The sequence below is a fragment of the Nocardiopsis sp. ATB16-24 genome, assembly GCF_030271535.1.
Classification (GTDB): domain Bacteria; phylum Actinomycetota; class Actinomycetes; order Streptosporangiales; family Streptosporangiaceae; genus Nocardiopsis.
The window spans coordinates 39,456-55,706 of record NZ_JASCXJ010000012.1; the positions used below are offsets into that span (position 1 = coordinate 39,456).

Here is a 16,251-nt window from a genome sequence, read left to right on the forward strand (position 1 = left end):
GAGCCGACCGGGATGGCCGGTCGACGCCTATCGGGACGGGGACGTCTTCGTCGTCCGCTTCGACCTGCCGGGAGCGAACGTCGACTCCATCGACGTCGAGGACGAGCGCAACGTCCTCACCGTGACCGCCGAGCGCCCCGACACCACGCGCGGTCGTGACTCGGTGGTGGCCACCGAAAGACCCTCCGGCACCGCCTCCCGACAACCGCTCCCGGGAGAGACGCCGCGGACCGAAGCCATCCGGGCCGACCGCACCGACGGCGTCCCGACCCTGTGCGTCCCCATCACCGAGCAGGCCGGGCCGCGCGAGATCGGTATCGGCCAGGGCGACGACCGACCTCACGGCATCGATGCCCGAACCTCTTCGGTGCCCGAACCCCTGACGTTCCGGCCGCCGGCCGGAACGCGTCCCTCGGAGCGAGAGCTCGTGTCCCATCGATCAGAGAACGGTGATCACATGCCTTGCCTCCTGCGCAGGACCCGCGCGGTGGCCGAGCACATCCAACGCCAGAGCACCCAGGAATCGGCGCATCTGGCCTGTGTCCGCTTCTTCCACGCACTCCGGGCCTACGAGAGCGCGTGGGAAGGTACGCCCGACCGCCTCAAGGGCGCGCTGGACGAACTCAGGCGTGCCACCACCGACCTCACGGGAGACCCCGACGCCTTCCGCCGGGCCTGCCGGGACCCCCGTCACCAGGGCCTGCCCCAGAGCCTGGACGAGCCGCTGGCCGAGCAACTGCGCTCCCTTCTGACCGTCCCCGCCTGAGTCGGGCCCGCCCGGCCCTCACGTGGAACACGGCCGCCGCCTCTGGGGGCGGCGGCCGTCATCATGCTCGGGCCCCTTCCGACCGTGCTCACCACATGCCTCCTGCGTCCCCGCCGCCCGGAAGGACTCCTCTAGGGTGTCGACATGACCAAACGGGACATCGACAAGCCGGTCGTGCTGTCGAAGATCTATACGCGTACCGGAGACGCCGGCACCACGGCGCTCGGCGACATGAGTCGGACCAGCAAGAACGACACACGCCTGATCGGCTACGCCGACGCCGAGGAGGCGAACGCGGCCATCGGCGTGGTCTTGGCGCTGGGCACCTTGCCCGAGGACGTCCGCGCCCTGCTCACCCGCGTCCAGAACGAACTGTTCGACCTGGGCGCCGACCTGTCCACGCCGATCGTTCCCGACCCGGAGTATCCGCCCCTGCGGGTCCTGCCCGAGTACGTCACCCGGTTGGAGGAGGCCTGCGACACCTACAACGCCGACCTTCCCACCCTGCGCAGCTTCATCCTGCCCGGCGGGTCCCCCACGGTGGCCCTGATGCACACGGCGCGGATCGTGGTCAGAAGGGCCGAGCGCAGCGTGTGGGCGGCCATCGAGGAACACGGGGACACGGTCAACCCCCTCACCGCCCAGTACCTCAACCGGCTCTCCGACCTTCTGTTCATCCTCGGCCGGTACGTGGCCGGGGAGGGTGACGAGGTCCTGTGGAAACCGGGCGGGGAACGCTAGTCCACCACGGACGGAAGAGGTCCCGCTTCCGTGAGGAGGGGCCTCTTTCGCGCGTCACGCCTCGGCGCCGGGAACGCCGTTCCACCACACCTTCGCCACCTGCGCGAACGCAGAATGTTCCGGAAATCATGTGTCGCGCGCAAAGCCATGGTTATGGGTTCTTTACACCTTCACCAAGGAGCGCGCATGACCACCCGAACCCGACCGGGGGCCGTCTCCACGGTCCTCATCCTGTTGATCCTGGTGGCGGTCTACCAGCTCATCGGCAGCCTGGCGGCTCTCACCGGGGCCGCGGCGATGGAGACCGTCGACGCGGTCGCCGAGAGCGCCTCGGTTCCCACCTGGGCCGTGCTCACCGCCGCCGGTATCGGACTGGCGTACGGCACGGCCGCGGTCGTCCTGGCCGTCATGGTCCACCGGAACCGTCCCGGCACGAGGAAGGCCGTGACAACGGTCAACACCGCCTACGCCGTCGTGATCCTGGCACTGTTGACCACGCCGGTCAGCGGGATCCCCGAGATCGTCATGGCCGGCATCGCCCTGATCGTGGCCGGACTGGCCAACTCCACCAGCGCCAAGGAGTTCTTCTCCACCGCGCCTCCGGTGGAACGGACCCACTCCCGCACGGGCTGAAGCCCTCCAAGACCGCGCCCGGCCCGTCACCCCTCCCACGGGCCGGGCGCGCCACCGTGTACACGTCCTCAGCACTCCGGCGGAAAATCCTCCTGCGGAAGGAACTCCGCCTGCGAGGCCTCTCCGGCGTCGGCGTACACGCCCTCCTCGCCGGCCAGCGCCTCGGTGGTGAACACGAGGGTCCCGATGTCGTGCTCGGTCTCCTCCCCCGGAGCCGCGGCCTCAGAGCCGATTCCGACGAAGTACTCCTTCTCCGAGGACTCCGGAACCAGCCTGTAGACCTGCGCCCCCTCCTCGTCGGTGATCCGCCAGTCCTCGCCGGGGGCGGACAGATCGACCTCCATACGGGTGCCCTCGAACTCACGGGTCGCGATCAGATGTCTGCGCAGGTCCTCGCTGACCAGGTCGATCTGTCGGGGGCCGGCGTCACCGCACCAGGCCACGATCAGGGTGGGGAACTTGTGCCGGGCGCTGAAGTGCCCCGTGGCCACCGCGCCCACGTGACCGCCTGAAGGCAGGCACGCGACCATCAGGGGCGTACAGAGCACGAGAACGAGGAACCCGGAAAGTCGGGAAGGGAACATGAGACCGCATCCTGCCGTGTCCGGGGGCCCCGCGGAAGGGATGTTCGGTGAACATCGGCCTCAAGGACGCGCGCCCGCCCCGGCCCCGTGTCCACGGCCGCCCGGGAGGGGACCGCGCACAGGAGGCCGGGAGGCGGGACGTCACCCGTCACCAGAGCGACGTTCCATACGGGCTCAGAGGTTGCCGAGTTCGCGCTCGACCGCCTCGACCTTCTCGTGCAGGGCGTCGGTGACGCCTTCGCGGATGTCGCCCTTGATGGTGAAGCTCACGCGGGAGGCCCCTTCTCCCGCGGCGGCCACGGCACGCTTGACCACGTCCATGACCTCCTCCCACTCACCCTCGACCGTGGTGAACATGGCGGAGGTCTCGTTGGGCAGGCCACTCTCCCGGACCACCTTCACCGCGCGGGCGACGGAGGGGGCGACCGACTCGCCGGTACCGAGAGGGGCCACGGAGAACGCAACAGTCGTACTCATGCGGCCATGCTAAGCACAGGGTCCCGCCCGGGGGAACCATCGACGCGCCCGGGATTCAGGCCTGCCAGCGGGTCCCCGGAGGCATCGACTCCAGCCACGACAGGAAACCGGTGAGGGTCCCCTCGTTCATGGCGATCTCGTAGGAGGGTTCGTGGGGATCGGCGCCGGCCTCGTCGGCCCAGCCGATCCGGAGCACGGTGAGGTCGGCGGGAAGGTCCTCCCCCTGCTGCGGAGCACGCCTCCCCACAACGACGAGACCGCGGCGCGACAGCTTCGCTGTCGGCCGCGGTCGGAGCGAGAAGATCGGGAACCAGCCGAGGTTCTCCGTACCGTACCGGCCGAAACCGATACGCCAGGAGCCCCGCCGTCCCCGCGCACCGACGGCGCGCAGGTAACACTCCACCGCGCCGCCACGGCGTACCAGTATCCAACGGCGTAGGGCACCCGCGAGGACCAGCAGCACGAGGACGAGGAGCAGGGCGTAGAGCACCCATTGAGCGGACCCCGACCATTCCGGCAGCAGCCGTTCCATCCCCAACCGTCCCGCCGTCCCCGTACGCTAGGCGACTTCCTCGCCCGCCGCGCGCAGGCGGCTTCGCGCGCGGCCCAGGGCGAGGGTGTCACCGGAGTCGGCCGCCTTCTTCAACGCCGTGCGCGCACGGTCCACGTCGATGTCCTCGGCGAGTTCGGCGATCTCGGCGAGGATGGAAACACGCCCCTCACCCGAGACGGAGACGAACCCGCTGTGCGCGGCGACCCGGACCTCACCGGTCTCCCGCGCGCCCAGCACGCGAACGACCGCGTCGTGGGCCAACAGTGAGAGCACCGGGACGTGCCCGGGCTGGACACCGATCTCGCCCTCGACGGTCTTCGCGATGACCATGTCGCCCTCGCCGGCCCAAACCTGACGTTCGGGCGAGACGATCTCGACCAAAAGCTTCTTCGACACTGCCACAAACTCCTCGGCTAGCAGGTGGGTTCGGCCGGTCCGGCCCCCGGCTCGTCGTCGGGGGCCGGACCGGCGCAACAAGAACTAGCCCTGCAACTTCTTGGCCTTCTCGACGGCCATGTCGATGTTGCCGACGTCGAGGAATGCCTGCTCGGGCAGGTGGTCGTACTCACCGTCGCACAGGCCCTTGAAGGAGGCGATGGTCTCCTCCAGGGGCACGAACACGCCCGGGGTGCCGGTGAACTTCTCGGCCACGAACATGTTCTGCGACAGGAAGCGCTCGATCCGACGGGCCCGGTTGACGATGATCTTGTCCTCCTCGGACAGCTCGTCCATACCGAGGATCGCGATCTGGTCTTGCAGGTCGTTGTTGCGCTGCAAGATCTCCTTGACCCGCTGGGCCACCTGGTAGTGCTCCTCACCCACGTACTGCGGGTCGAGGATGCGGGAGGTGGAGGTCAGCGGGTCCACCGCCGGGTAGATGCCCTTCTGCGAGATCGGGCGGGAGAGCTCGGTCGTCGCGTCCAGGTGGGCGAAGGTGGTGGCCGGAGCGGGGTCGGTGTAGTCGTCCGCGGGCACGTAGATCGCCTGCATCGAGGTGATCGAGTGACCACGGGTCGAGGTGATCCGCTCCTGGAGCTGACCCATCTCGTCCGCCAGGTTGGGCTGGTACCCCACGGCCGAGGGCATACGGCCCAGCAGCGTGGAGACCTCCGAACCCGCCTGGGTGAAACGGAAGATGTTGTCGATGAACAGCAGCACGTCCTGCTTCTGGACGTCACGGAAGTACTCCGCCATCGTCAGAGCGGACAGGGCCACGCGCAGACGGGTGCCCGGGGGCTCGTCCATCTGACCGAAGACGAGAGCGGTGTCCTGGAGGACCTCCATCTCGTCCATCTCCAGGAAGAGGTCCGTACCCTCACGGGTACGCTCGCCGACACCGGCGAACACGGACACACCACCGAAGTTACGGGCGATACGGGTGATCATCTCCTGGATCAGCACGGTCTTGCCGACACCGGCGCCACCGAACAGACCGATCTTTCCACCACGTACGTACGGGGTGAGCAGGTCGATGACCTTGATGCCCGTGACCATCATCTCGGTCTTGGACTCGAGCTGGTCGAAGGCCGGGGCCTTGCGGTGGATCGGCCAGCGCTCGGTGACGTTCAGCTCCGAGGTCTTCACGTCCAGGGACTCGCCCAGGGTGTTGAAGACGTGACCCTTGACGACGTCACCGACGGGCACGCTGATGGGAGCGCCGGTGTCGCGCACCTCGGCGCCACGGACGAGGCCGTCCTGCGGGGCCAGGGAGATGGAGCGCACCAGGTTGTCGCCCAGGTGCTGGGCGACCTCCAGGGTGATGGTCTTGGTCTCGCCACCGATGGTCACGTCGGTGTGCAGAGCGTTGTAGATGGCAGGCAGGGAGCCGACGGGGAACTCCACGTCGACGACCGGGCCGGTGACCCGGGAGATACGGCCGGTGGCGGTGCCGGCCCCAGCCGTCCCTTCAACAGTCGCAGTCACTTCTGTTACTCACTTCCCGCGCTGGCAGCAGCGAGCGCGTCGGCACCGCCGACAATCTCACTGATCTCGTTGGTGATCTCGGCCTGACGCGCCTGGTTGGCCAGACGGGTCAGGTTCTTTGCGAGCTCCTCGGCGTTGTCGGTGGCGGCCTTCATGGCGGCACGACGGGACGCCTGCTGGGAGGCCGCGGACTCCAGGAGCGCGAAGTAGATCCTGTTGGTGACGTACTGCGGCAGCAGCTGGTCCAGGACCTCTTCGGCCGAGGGCTCGAACTCGTACAGCGGCAGGGGTTCACTGCCGTGCACGGCCTCCAGCTCGGAACTCTCGACCTCTTCGACCTCCAGCGGCAGGGCGCGTACGGCCTGGGCGCGCTGGGTCAGCATGGAGACGAACTCCGTGGAGATCACGTGGATCTCGTCGACCCCGCCCTCCTCGGTGTCCGTGATGAACTTCTCCATGAGGGCGGAGCCGATCTCCTGGGCGTGCGCGTAGGTGGGGCGTTCGGTGATGCCCTCCCACTGCGCCTCCAGCGGACGGTCGCGGAACTTGTAGAAACCCACGCCCTTCCGGCCCACCATGTAGGTGAGGACCTCCTTGCCCTGCTCCTTCAGGAGCTGGGTGAGGGAGTCCGCCTCCTTGAGCACGTTGGACGAGAAGGCACCCGCCAGGCCCTTGTCGCTGGTGATGACCAGGACGGCCGCACGGGTGGGGTTCTCGGCCTCGGTCAGCAGGGGGTGATCGCTCACCCGGCTGGCCAGGGCGGAGACCGCCCGGGTGATCTCCCGCGCGTAGGGCCCAGCAGCCTCCGCCGCACGCTGCGCCTTGGTGATGCGCGTCGTGGCGATGAGCTCCATCGCACGGGTGATCTTCGCCATCGACTTGGTCGAGCGGATCCTCCGGCGATAGACGCGAAGCTGTGCACCCATGGGTTACTTCCCGCCCTTGGCGACCTTGATGGTCTCCTGGCCGACCTTCTCCTCGTCGAGCGCCTCGGCCTCGGCCTCGGTGCCCAGGAGGGTGCCGCTGGAGGTCTGGAAGCCCTGCTTGAACTTCTCCAGGGCGGCGTCGAGGGCCTGCTCGGTCTCGTCCTCGAACTTACCGCTCTCACGGATGCCGGCGAGGAGACCGGAGTGCTCCCGGTCGAGGTAGTCCAGGAAGTCCTCCTCGAAGCGGCGCACGTCCTCGACCGGGACGTCGTCGACACGACCGGTGGTACCGGCCCAGATCGACACGACCTGCTTCTCCATGGAGAAGGGCGAGTACTGGCCCTGCTTGAGGAGCTCCATCAGGCGGGCACCGCGCTCCAGCTGCTGCTTGGACACGGCGTCCAGGTCCGAACCGAAGGCGGAGAACGCCTCCAGCTCGCGGTACTGGGCCAGCCCGAGACGCAGGGTACCGGAGACCTTCTTCATGGCCTTGGTCTGCGCGGCGCCACCGACACGGGAGACCGACACACCGACGTTGATCGCCGGGCGCTGACCCTGGTTGAACAGGTCCGCCTCCAGGAAGACCTGACCGTCGGTGATGGAGATGACGTTGGTCGGGATGTAGGCCGAGACGTCGCCCGCCTTGGTCTCGATGATCGGCAGGGCGGTCATCGAGCCCCTGCCCATCTCGTCGGAGAGCTTGGCGCAGCGCTCCAGCAGGCGGGAGTGCAGGTAGAAGACGTCACCGGGGTAGGCCTCACGGCCCGGCGGACGGCGCAGCAGCAGCGACACCGCGCGGTAGGCCTCGGCCTGCTTGGTGAGGTCGTCGAAGACGATGAGGACGTGCTTGCCCTCGTACATCCAGTGCTGGCCCAGGGCCGAACCGGTGTAGGGGGCCAGGTACTTGAAGCCCGCCGGGTCGGACGCCGGGGCGGCGACGATGGTGGTGTACTCCATCGCGCCGGCCTCCTCCAGGGCGCGACGCACACCGGCGATGGTCGAGCCCTTCTGGCCGATGGCGACGTAGATGCAGCGGACCTGCTGCTCGGGGTCGCCCGTCTCCCAGTTGGCCTTCTGGTTGATGATCGCGTCGATGCAGACCGCGGTCTTACCGGTCTGCCGGTCGCCGATGACCAGCTGGCGCTGGCCACGGCCGATCGGGGTCATCGAGTCGATCGCCTTGATACCGGTCTGCAGCGGCTCGTGAACGGGCTTGCGCTCCATCACGGTCGCGGCCTGTAGTTCCAGTTCACGACGCTCGGTCGACTCGATCTCGCCCTTGCCGTCGATGGGGGCGCCCAGGGGGTCCACCACGCGACCAAGGAAGTCGTCGCTCACCGGCACCGAGAGGAGTTGGCCGGTGCGGCGCACCTTCTGGCCCTCCTCGATACCGGTGAAGTCGCCCAGCACGATGGCACCGATCTCACCGATCTCAAGGTTCTGGGCCAGGCCCAGGGTGCCGTCCTCGAACTTCAACAGCTCGTTCGCCATCGCCGAGGGGAGGCCACTGACGCGGGCGATGCCGTCACCGGAGTAGGTGACGGTACCGACCTCTTCCGCGCGGGTGGCTTCAGGCTCGTACGACTGGACGAAGCGCTGCAGCGCGTTCCGGATCTCGTCCGGCCGGATCGTCAGCTCCGCCATCTCTACGTTGTCCTTGCTCTCAAATGGCGCCGGGCTGGCGCCGTGCGTGCTTGCCTTGCGTTCTGTCAACCGGCCAGGCGACGCTGGACCTCGGCGATACGCCCGGCGATCGTCCCGTCGATGACCTCGTCCCCCACCTGGATGGACAGGCCCCCCACGACCTCGGGGGTGACCTCGATGTTCAGGTGGATGTCACGGCCGTAGGCGCGCGAGAGCGCGGCACCGAGCCGGGACTGCTGGTTCTCGTTCAGGGCGACGGCGCTGCGGACGACGGCCACGTAGCGCTTGGCGCGCTCGGCGACAAGCTGCCCGTAGTCGTCCAGCGCCTGTTCCAGGGTACGTCCCCTGGGCCGGGTGACCGCCTCGCCGATCAACGTCAACGTCGCGGGGTTCACCTTGCCCGAGAGCAGGTCCTCCACGAGGGAGAGACGCAGCTCGGGGGCCGCGCCATCACGTGTGAGGGCGTCGCGCAGTTCGGGCTCGGCGACGACGATCCGCTGGAAGCGGAACAGTTCGTCCTCCAGCTCGTCGAGCGCCGAGGCGCTCTGGAGACCCGCGACGGTCACGTAGACCGCCATCCGCTCCATCGCGTCCACCAGATCGCGGGCGCCGGACCACCTGGCCGAGACCACGTCGCTGGCCACCATGACCGCGGACGGGGAGACCTTGGTCTCCAACAGCTGTCCGATCAGGGTGGACTTGGCCTCGGCCGGGTTCGACTGGTCCGCGAGCCACCGGCGCAGGGAGTGCTCCTCGGCCAAGAGCGCGACGACCTCGAACAGCTCGCCTCCGAGGGAGACGCCACTACTCGCGGTGCCCGCCGACGCCAGGACGTTCTCGTCCAGGCGTCGGGTCACCTCGGCCAACGATGTGCGGCTGATACCACGCATCAGCGCACCTCGACTTGCTGCGTGTCCTCACTCCGCTCCAGCTCGTCCAGGAACCGGTCGATGACACGGCTCTGGGCGGCGCTGTCGCTGAGGGTCTCGCCGACGATACGGCTCGCCAGCTCCGCGGAGAGCGTGCCGATCTCGTTGCGCAGTTGCACCATGGCCTGCTGGCGGTCCGCCTCGATCTGGGCCTTGGCGGTCTCCACGATGCGGCGTGCCTCGACCTGGGCCTCCTCGCGGGCCTCGGCGATGATCGCGGCGCGCTGCTCCTTGGCCTTCTCCAGCTCCTGGGAGTACTCGCGCTGAGTCTCCTGGAGCTTCTCGCGGTACTGCTGTCGGATCTCCTCGGCCTCGGCCTCGGCCCTCTTGGCGCGCTCGATCCCGCCCTCGATGGCGTCGTGACGCTCGTCGAGGACTGACATGATCCTCGGCACCGCCTTGCGCACCACAAAGAGGTAGACCACGGCGAGCGCGATCGCACCGAAGGTGAACTTCACCCAGTCGATCCGCAGAATGTTGTATTCGGCTGCCAACTCCACCAACATGGTCAGCCCTCCTTCGCGTCAGTTGCCATCAGAATCCGTCGGCGAACCTCGGTCAGGAACCGCTGGGGGCGGCGAAGGCGAGCACGAAGCCCAGGATCGCCAGGGCCTCGATCAGCGCGAAACCCAGGTAGATGTTGGTCTGGAGGGGACCGCGGGCCTCGGGCTGGCGGGCGATGGCCTGCATACCGAGACCGAAGACGATACCGACACCAATACCGGCGCCGATGACGCTGATGCCGTAACCGATGGTGTTGATGTTGCCGGTGATCGCAGCGATGTCCATTGATGTTTCCCTTTACTCGACGTCCGGCGTTACGCGTCGTGATTGGTCATTTCGCCGGGGTGGACGGGTCTGTCACTTTCCGCTCCCCCTGTCCGAGGACGGCGGGAACGGGAAGGGGTTTAGTGGGCCGCTTCGAGCGAGTCGTTGAGGTACAGGCCCGCCAGCAGCGTGAAGATGAACGCCTGGACGAGCATGATCAGGATCTCGAAGAGGAAGAAGGCCAGGTAGCCGATGAGCGCCGCTCCGGAGAACAGGACGGAGACACCGGCGAGCAGCGGTTCCGCCGTCAGGTTGAGCATGTACCAGCCGCCGTAGGCGAACACACCGAGCAGCAGGCTGCCCGCGAACATGGTCGCGAAGAGACGGAGGGCGTGCGTGACCGGACGGATGAGGAAGACCGACAGGATCTCGATCGGCGTGACCAGCACGTAGATCGGCTTGGGCATCCCCGGCGGGAAGATCTGGTTCCGGAAGTAGCCCCATCCGCCCTGGTTGCGGATACCGATCACGAGGGTCATCACGTAGATGACCCCCGCCAGCATGGCGGGGAAGGCCAGGTTGCTGTTGACCGGGAGCATTCCGGGGATGAGCCCGGTGAAGTTCATGGCCAGGATGAGCGTGAAGACCCCCGTCAGGAACGGGATGAAACGGTCACCCTTGGCACCCATCGTCGGACGGGTGATCTGGTCCCGAATGAAGAGGACCAGCATCTCTCCGACGCTCTGCCTGCGGCCGGGGACCAGGCTCAGCTTCTTGCTGAACCACGACCACAGGAGCAGGACGGCGCCGACTGCGACGAGCAGCAGGACCAGGTACAGGTCGATACCCGTGCTGCCAGCGATGTCGGCGTACCACGGCTCCGGGAAGAACATTCCGATGGAGGGCGGGGTGAACCCGCATCCGTTGTCACCGAACAGGTGGCAGTTAGGTTCGGCCGCGAGAATGCGCGCGTCAGCACTCACGGCGAATCCTTTCGTCGTGACGCAAGAAAGCCTCGTTGATGGTTGTTGCGGAGCGGTGCCGCCCGACCGGCGACGCCGGACCGACGGCGGGGATCAGGACTGGCGTGTCTTGACGACGATCAGATAGATCGCGCCCACCATTCCCAAGACCGCCCCGATCGGCAGGAAGAGCGCCTGGAATCCCAGGAGCCTGTCCACGCCCCAGCCGATGGCGCTCCAGACGAGCACACCCGAGAGCAGAGTGGAGAAGAGCGCCCAGCCGTCGGACTGACGCGGCACCGAGGGTTCTCGCGTCTTCGTCTTCCTTGCTGGCTCGCCGCTCATCTCGCTCCGGAATATAGCATGTGGGCCCTGGCCGGGACGCTTCCGCGAACCTGCCGGAAAGCATCGTATTACGCCCGTTCTGGCGGGTGCTGGCGGGGCGTCCCATCACTTGGCCCCCGACTCTTCGGCCGGGTCCACGTGAAGAATCTTCGCCCTCGACGTCGCCCAGGTCTGTCCTCCCAGCCACACCAGCACCACCGCCAGCGCGCTGTAGACGAAGGCCGTGTCGCTCAGGTCCGCGACGAAGGCACTGCGTCCGAGGGTGACAAGGATGACGCCCAACACCGCCATCTTGACGACGAAACCGAGAAGGTTCGCGGCCAGGAAGAGGTCTTTGTTGCGACGTGTGACCGCGATGACCGCCCACTGGCCGAGTCCGAAACATCCCAGGACGATGAGCACCGCCAGAGCCGAGCCCATCAGGCCGGAGAGGCCGGCCGCCAGTGCCGACACCGCCATGGCCAGAGCCCCGCACGCCACGCTGGGGAGCGCGGCGCCACGGAAGATCCGGGCGTCGTTTTCCTGCATGGCGAAGCTCCGTCTGATGGTCGTGGGTTCCTGTTCGTGAAAGCTATCACAAGGTTTTCGGTGCTGGATCCGAGGGTTCCTGAACGTGACCTTAACGGGCGACAAAGCGCCCCTTCCGAGGCGGATCCGCCTCTCATGTCACTTTCGCCACCTTCATCACAGAAGAGTGTATCCGCAGTTCAGTGCCGCTTTTATCTCGACCACCCGACCTCCGCGGAGACCGTACCGTCAGGCATCAGATGGCGAATTGTGATCTCCTCCGACCCCCGCACCCTCCTTACGCCTTCTGGCGAGCAGGCCACGCCGGCGCAACCGCGGCAGCACGATGAGGCCGACCGCACACGTGGCCACCAGCGCGGTCACGGTCAGCACGATCGCCGGGGAGTCGAACACCGACAACGCGACCGCGGCGAAGGACACGATCCCCGCCCACAGGTACATCAACAGCACCGCGCGCATGTGGCTGTGCCCCATGTCCAGCAAACGGTGGTGGAGATGGCCACGGTCGGGGGCGAACGGGGACTTGCCCGCCAGTGTGCGACGCAACACGGCCAGCACCAGGTCGGCGAGAGGGAGGGCGATCACCAGCAGCGGCAACGCGATCGGCAGGAACACGACCAGACCGGAGTTGAATTCCTCACGGGCGGTGTTGGCGTCGAACTGGCCGGTCACCGTGATGGTGATCGATGTCAACAGCAGACCCAACAACATCGCCCCGGTGTCCCCCATGAACACCTTGGCCGGATGGAAGTTGTGGAAGAGGAAACCGACACAGGTGCCCGCCAGGATGATCGCGATCATCGCCGGATAGGACTGCCGGACGAAGCCCTGCTCCACCGCGACCACGTAGTAGTAGGCGAAGAACGCGAAGGCGGAGATACCGACGATGCCCGCCGCGAGCCCGTCGAGCCCGTCCGCGAAGTTGACCGCGTTGATGGTCACCACGATCAGGAGGATCGAGACCATCGCGCCCAACCAGGGGCCGAGGGAGAGCTGGGTACCGGGCAACGGCAGCCACAGCAGCTGCACCCCCTGCCAGACGAGGATGCCCGCGGCGGCGGTCTGTCCCGCGAGCTTGCTCAGCGCGTCCATCCCCCAGCGGTCGTCGATGACCCCGATGACCGTGATGAGCCCGCCCGCCAGCAGCAACCCCCTCCAGGTGTCGGCGACGAAGACGTTCTGCAGGTGCGGCAGCTGGGCCGAGATGAGCAGGGCGGCGGCGAACCCTCCGTAGATGGCGAGCCCGCCCAATCGGGGGATGGGCTCGGTGTGCACGTCGCGGTCGCGTACCGGTGGGGTGGCGCCGAAGGCGATGGCGAATCTGCGCACCATCGGAACGAGCAGATAGGTCACCGCGGCGGCGATGACGAAGGTGAGTGCGTACTCCCGCACGGCCTGGCCCCTCTAGTCCTGGTTCCCGTCGGAGGCGGGAGGTCGCGGCGTACCGTCCTCCGCCCCGGGCGGGTCCTCACGACCCTCCTCCCGCTCCCCCTCCTCCTCGGCGGCCTTGCTCCGGCCCTTGGGCGCTTCGCCGATGACGGTGCCGCACACGGCTCTGAGCTGCTCGATGGAGACGGCTCCCGCGCGCAGCACGCGCGGAACCGCGTAGGTGAGGTCGACGATGGTGGAGGCGACCCGTGACTCGGCCTCACCACCGTCCAGGTAGACGGCGACGTCCTCGTCGCCCAGCTGCTCGATGGCCTCCTCGACCCGGGTCGCCGAGGGCCTGCCGGACTTGTTCGCGCTGCTGACCGCCATCGGCCCGACCTCCTTGAGCAGTTCCAGGGCGACCGGGTCCATCGGCATACGCACGCCCACGGTGCCCTTGGTGTCGCCCAGGTCCCAGGAAAGGCTGGGAGTGGCGACGCACACCAGGGTGAGCGGCCCCGGCCAGAACTCCTCCATGAGGTCACGACCGTGGCTGCCCAGGTCGTCGATGAGGGCCGTGGCGGCGCGCATGGAACCGACCAGGACCGGCGGGGGCATCTCGCGCCCGCGTCCCTTGGCGGCCAACAGTCCGGCCACCGCGGTCGGGCTGAAGGCGTCGGTGCCGATGCCGTACACGGTGTCCGTGGGCAGCACCACGAGCTCGCCTCGACGCACCGCGGAGGCGGCGTCGGCGATGCCGTCCTTGCGGGCGGTGTCGTCCGCGCAGTCGTAGATGCGACTCAACTGCGTTCACCTCGTCCTTCGAACGGGTCCGACCGCGTTCACGGTCGCACGGGGATAAGGGGATGGGGCGCGCACTCACCACACGGCCCCGGGCGGTCGTTCTTCGGAGGGTTCCGAAGGGGGAAGCGGTCGGCGCGCCCGTGTCCTCGCGGGCCCCTCGCCGCGTCTCGTCCATGCCCGGACGTCCCCGGAGACGGGAACCGTCGGCGCCCACGACGTGTCCACTCGTCGCTCACGAGTCCGTCTCCGGTACCTCCGGGGCCCCGTGCGGACCCGGACCTTCGGGTCGGCGAGGGGCCCGCCGGACGACGGCTAGTCATCCTCGTCGGCGCGGCGCATGACCACGAAGCGGTCACGCCGGGCCATGTCCTTGCGGTTGAGGACGTCGCGCCATCCCCTGTCCTCGGGGAAGAGCCAGGGAATGTCGATGCCCTGGCCGTCGTGGTGCTCGACGGCCATCGCTCCACCGGGACGCAGGAGTCTGCGGCCCACCGCCTCCAGTTCCCGGATCATGTCCAGGCCGTCCTCACCGGACCACAACGCGGGGGCCGGGTCATAGTCGCGCACCTCGGGCGGAATGGCCGTGGCCTCGCGGGTGGGCACGTAGGGCGGGTTGCTGATGAGCAGGTCCACCCGGCCGTCGAGTTCCCGCAAGGCGGTGCGCATGTCGGCGTGATGGGCGGTGACACGGTCGCCGTGACCACTGGACTCGATGTTGCGTCGGGCCCACTCTAGGGCGACGGGATCGATCTCCACGGTGTGCACCCGCGAGCGCGGTACCTCCTGGGCGATGGAGATGGCGATGGCGCCCGATCCGGTCCCCAGGTCGACCACGAGGGGATCGGCCACGTCCATGGCGCGCAGGGTCTCGATCGCCCAGTCGACCATGATCTCGGTCTCGGGGCGGGGCACGAACACGCCGGGCCCGACCTGGAGTTCGAGGTAGCGGAAGTAGGCCCGACCGGTGATGTGCTGGAGCGGCTCGCGAGCCTCACGACGGGCCACGCACTCCCAGTACCGGGCGTCGAAGTCGGCGTCGGCGACGGTGTGCAGCTCCCCCCGACGGACACCGTGCACGAACGCCGCGAGCTCCTCGGCGTCGGTGCGTGGTGAGGCCACACCCGCCTCCGCGAGTCTCAGCGTCGCGCGGGCGACCTCGTCGAGCAGGAGGTTCATCACGACTGGGCCGCTTCGAGCCTTTCCTTGGTGTCCGCGTCCATGAGGGCCTTGATGACCCCGTCGAGTTCCCCGTCGAGGACCTGGTCGAGGTTGTAGGCCTTGTATCCGACACGGTGGTCGGAGATGCGGTTCTCGGGGAAGTTGTAGGTCCGGACCCGCTCGGAGCGGTCCACCGTGCGCACCTGGCTCTTGCGTTCGGCGGCGGCCTCGGCGTCGGCGCTGGCCTGGGCCTCGGCGTAGAGACGGGCCCGCAGGATCCGCAGGGCCTGCTCCTTGTTCTGGAGCTGGCTCTTCTCGTTCTGGCAGGAGGCGACGATGCCGGTCGGCAGGTGGGTGATGCGCACCGCCGAGTCGGTGGTGTTGACGCTCTGCCCTCCAGGTCCCGAGGAACGGTAGACGTCCACCCTCAGGTCCTTCTCCTGGATGTCGACCTCGATCTCCTCGGCCTCGGGGACGACCAGCACCCCGGCGGCGGAGGTGTGGATACGCCCCTGGGACTCGGTGACCGGGACCCGCTGGACCCTGTGCACTCCGCCCTCGAACCTGAGCATGGGCCACACGCCCGTCCCGGGTTCGGGCGCGCCCCTGTTCTTGAAGGCGATCGTGATGTCCTTGTACCCGCCCAGGTCGGAATGGGTGGCGTCGATGACCTCGGTCTTCCAGCCCTGCCTCTCGGCGTAGCGCAGGTACATGCGGACCAGGTCCCCGGCGAACAGCGCCGACTCCTCGCCCCCCTCGCCCGCCTTGACCTCCATGATGAGGTTCTTGTCGTCGGCGGGGTCGCGTGGGACGAGCAGGACGCGCAGACGCTCGGTGAGGGCCTCCGCCTCCTTCGTCAGGCGGTCGGCCTCCTCGGCGAAGGAGGAGTCCTCGGCGGCGAGCTCTCGCGCGGCTCCGATGTCGTTCTCGACCTCTTTGAGCTCACGGTAGGTCTCGATGATGGGGGTGAGCTCCGCGTAACGCCTGCCCAGCGCGCGTGCCCGGCCCTGGTCGGCGTGTACCTCGGGGTCGGCGAGCTGCTGTTCCAGCTCGTAGTACTCCCCCAGAAGGTCGTCCAGCTTCACTTTCGCCCGTCCCCATCCTGTCGTGTCCGCCTCGTCCGTACTCCCCCTCGCGGGGAC

At 67.9% G+C, this 16,251-nt stretch carries 20 protein-coding genes; 3 read left to right on the plus strand and 17 right to left on the minus strand.

Annotated elements, in window-relative coordinates:
- Window positions 1-88 precede the first annotated feature (88 nt).
- The 3 genes from PFX91_RS14450 to PFX91_RS14460 all read left to right on the plus strand — a co-directional run bounded on the left by PFX91_RS14450 (window position 89) and on the right by PFX91_RS14460 (window position 2,140).
- A complete protein-coding gene (locus tag PFX91_RS14450; RefSeq protein WP_285732310.1) occupies window positions 89-766 on the plus strand; it encodes an Hsp20/alpha crystallin family protein in 678 nt (225 codons plus the stop codon).
- A gap of 144 nt (window positions 767-910) precedes the next feature.
- On the plus strand, window positions 911-1,507 hold the full coding sequence (locus tag PFX91_RS14455) for a cob(I)yrinic acid a,c-diamide adenosyltransferase (RefSeq protein ID WP_285732084.1): 597 nt from the start codon (window positions 911-913) through the stop codon (window positions 1,505-1,507).
- Window positions 1,508-1,693: 186 nt separating this feature from the next.
- Window positions 1,694-2,140 carry a hypothetical protein gene (locus PFX91_RS14460; protein WP_285732085.1) on the plus strand — a complete coding sequence of 149 codons (447 nt, stop codon included), beginning with the start codon at window positions 1,694-1,696 and terminating at the stop codon, window positions 2,138-2,140.
- Between the two features lie 68 nt (window positions 2,141-2,208).
- Here PFX91_RS14460 and PFX91_RS14465 read toward each other — a convergent pair whose 3' ends face one another.
- The 17 genes from PFX91_RS14465 to prfA form a co-directional block, all read right to left on the minus strand.
- A complete protein-coding gene (locus tag PFX91_RS14465) occupies window positions 2,209-2,724 on the minus strand; it encodes a hypothetical protein (protein WP_285732087.1) in 516 nt (171 codons plus the stop codon).
- Between the two features lie 174 nt (window positions 2,725-2,898).
- Entirely contained in the window at window positions 2,899-3,201 is a 303-nt protein-coding gene (locus tag PFX91_RS14470; RefSeq protein WP_285732089.1) for an MTH1187 family thiamine-binding protein, read from the minus strand.
- A gap of 55 nt (window positions 3,202-3,256) precedes the next feature.
- Entirely contained in the window at window positions 3,257-3,733 is a 477-nt protein-coding gene (locus PFX91_RS14475; RefSeq protein WP_285732091.1) for a DUF2550 domain-containing protein, read from the minus strand.
- A 27-nt stretch (window positions 3,734-3,760) separates the two neighbouring features.
- Window positions 3,761-4,150: a F0F1 ATP synthase subunit epsilon gene (locus tag PFX91_RS14480; RefSeq protein ID WP_285732093.1), complete on the minus strand. Its 390-nt coding sequence runs from the start codon at window positions 4,148-4,150 to the stop codon at window positions 3,761-3,763.
- Window positions 4,151-4,234: 84 nt separating this feature from the next.
- Window positions 4,235-5,677: a F0F1 ATP synthase subunit beta gene (gene atpD / locus PFX91_RS14485; protein ID WP_285732096.1), complete on the minus strand. Its 1,443-nt coding sequence runs from the start codon at window positions 5,675-5,677 to the stop codon at window positions 4,235-4,237.
- Between the two features lie 5 nt (window positions 5,678-5,682).
- Window positions 5,683-6,603 (minus strand): F0F1 ATP synthase subunit gamma, encoded by a 921-nt coding sequence (locus PFX91_RS14490; protein WP_285732097.1) that lies wholly within the window; start codon window positions 6,601-6,603, stop codon window positions 5,683-5,685.
- Window positions 6,604-6,606: 3 nt separating this feature from the next.
- Window positions 6,607-8,247 (minus strand): F0F1 ATP synthase subunit alpha, encoded by a 1,641-nt coding sequence (atpA, locus tag PFX91_RS14495; protein WP_285732099.1) that lies wholly within the window; start codon window positions 8,245-8,247, stop codon window positions 6,607-6,609.
- A gap of 65 nt (window positions 8,248-8,312) precedes the next feature.
- Window positions 8,313-9,137: a F0F1 ATP synthase subunit delta gene (locus PFX91_RS14500; RefSeq protein WP_285732101.1), complete on the minus strand. Its 825-nt coding sequence runs from the start codon at window positions 9,135-9,137 to the stop codon at window positions 8,313-8,315.
- On the minus strand, window positions 9,137-9,679 hold the full coding sequence (gene atpF, locus PFX91_RS14505) for a F0F1 ATP synthase subunit B (protein WP_285732312.1): 543 nt from the start codon (window positions 9,677-9,679) through the stop codon (window positions 9,137-9,139). The genes PFX91_RS14500 and atpF overlap by 1 nt, the downstream gene beginning before the upstream one ends.
- 55 nt (window positions 9,680-9,734) lie before the next feature.
- Window positions 9,735-9,965 (minus strand): ATP synthase F0 subunit C, encoded by a 231-nt coding sequence (gene atpE / locus PFX91_RS14510; protein WP_285732103.1) that lies wholly within the window; start codon window positions 9,963-9,965, stop codon window positions 9,735-9,737.
- Window positions 9,966-10,084: 119 nt separating this feature from the next.
- Complete coding sequence (gene atpB / locus PFX91_RS14515) at window positions 10,085-10,927, minus strand: F0F1 ATP synthase subunit A (RefSeq protein WP_285732105.1); 843 nt, start codon at window positions 10,925-10,927, stop codon at window positions 10,085-10,087.
- Between the two features lie 93 nt (window positions 10,928-11,020).
- Window positions 11,021-11,251: an AtpZ/AtpI family protein gene (locus PFX91_RS14520; protein WP_285732107.1), complete on the minus strand. Its 231-nt coding sequence runs from the start codon at window positions 11,249-11,251 to the stop codon at window positions 11,021-11,023.
- A 105-nt stretch (window positions 11,252-11,356) separates the two neighbouring features.
- Window positions 11,357-11,779, minus strand: coding sequence for a Cg1360 family ATP-synthase-associated protein (locus PFX91_RS14525; protein WP_285732109.1), 423 nt, complete (start codon window positions 11,777-11,779; stop codon window positions 11,357-11,359).
- Window positions 11,780-12,007: 228 nt separating this feature from the next.
- Window positions 12,008-13,171 carry an MraY family glycosyltransferase gene (locus PFX91_RS14530; RefSeq protein WP_285732111.1) on the minus strand — a complete coding sequence of 388 codons (1,164 nt, stop codon included), beginning with the start codon at window positions 13,169-13,171 and terminating at the stop codon, window positions 12,008-12,010.
- Window positions 13,172-13,183: 12 nt separating this feature from the next.
- Complete coding sequence (locus tag PFX91_RS14535) at window positions 13,184-13,951, minus strand: L-threonylcarbamoyladenylate synthase (RefSeq protein ID WP_285732113.1); 768 nt, start codon at window positions 13,949-13,951, stop codon at window positions 13,184-13,186.
- 312 nt (window positions 13,952-14,263) lie between these two features.
- Entirely contained in the window at window positions 14,264-15,127 is an 864-nt protein-coding gene (gene prmC, locus PFX91_RS14540) for a peptide chain release factor N(5)-glutamine methyltransferase (protein ID WP_285732115.1), read from the minus strand.
- Window positions 15,127-16,194, minus strand: a complete 1,068-nt coding sequence (prfA, locus tag PFX91_RS14545) for a peptide chain release factor 1 (protein ID WP_285732117.1) — start codon at window positions 16,192-16,194, stop codon at window positions 15,127-15,129. The genes prmC and prfA overlap by 1 nt, the downstream gene beginning before the upstream one ends.
- Between the last annotated feature and the right edge of the window lie 57 nt (window positions 16,195-16,251).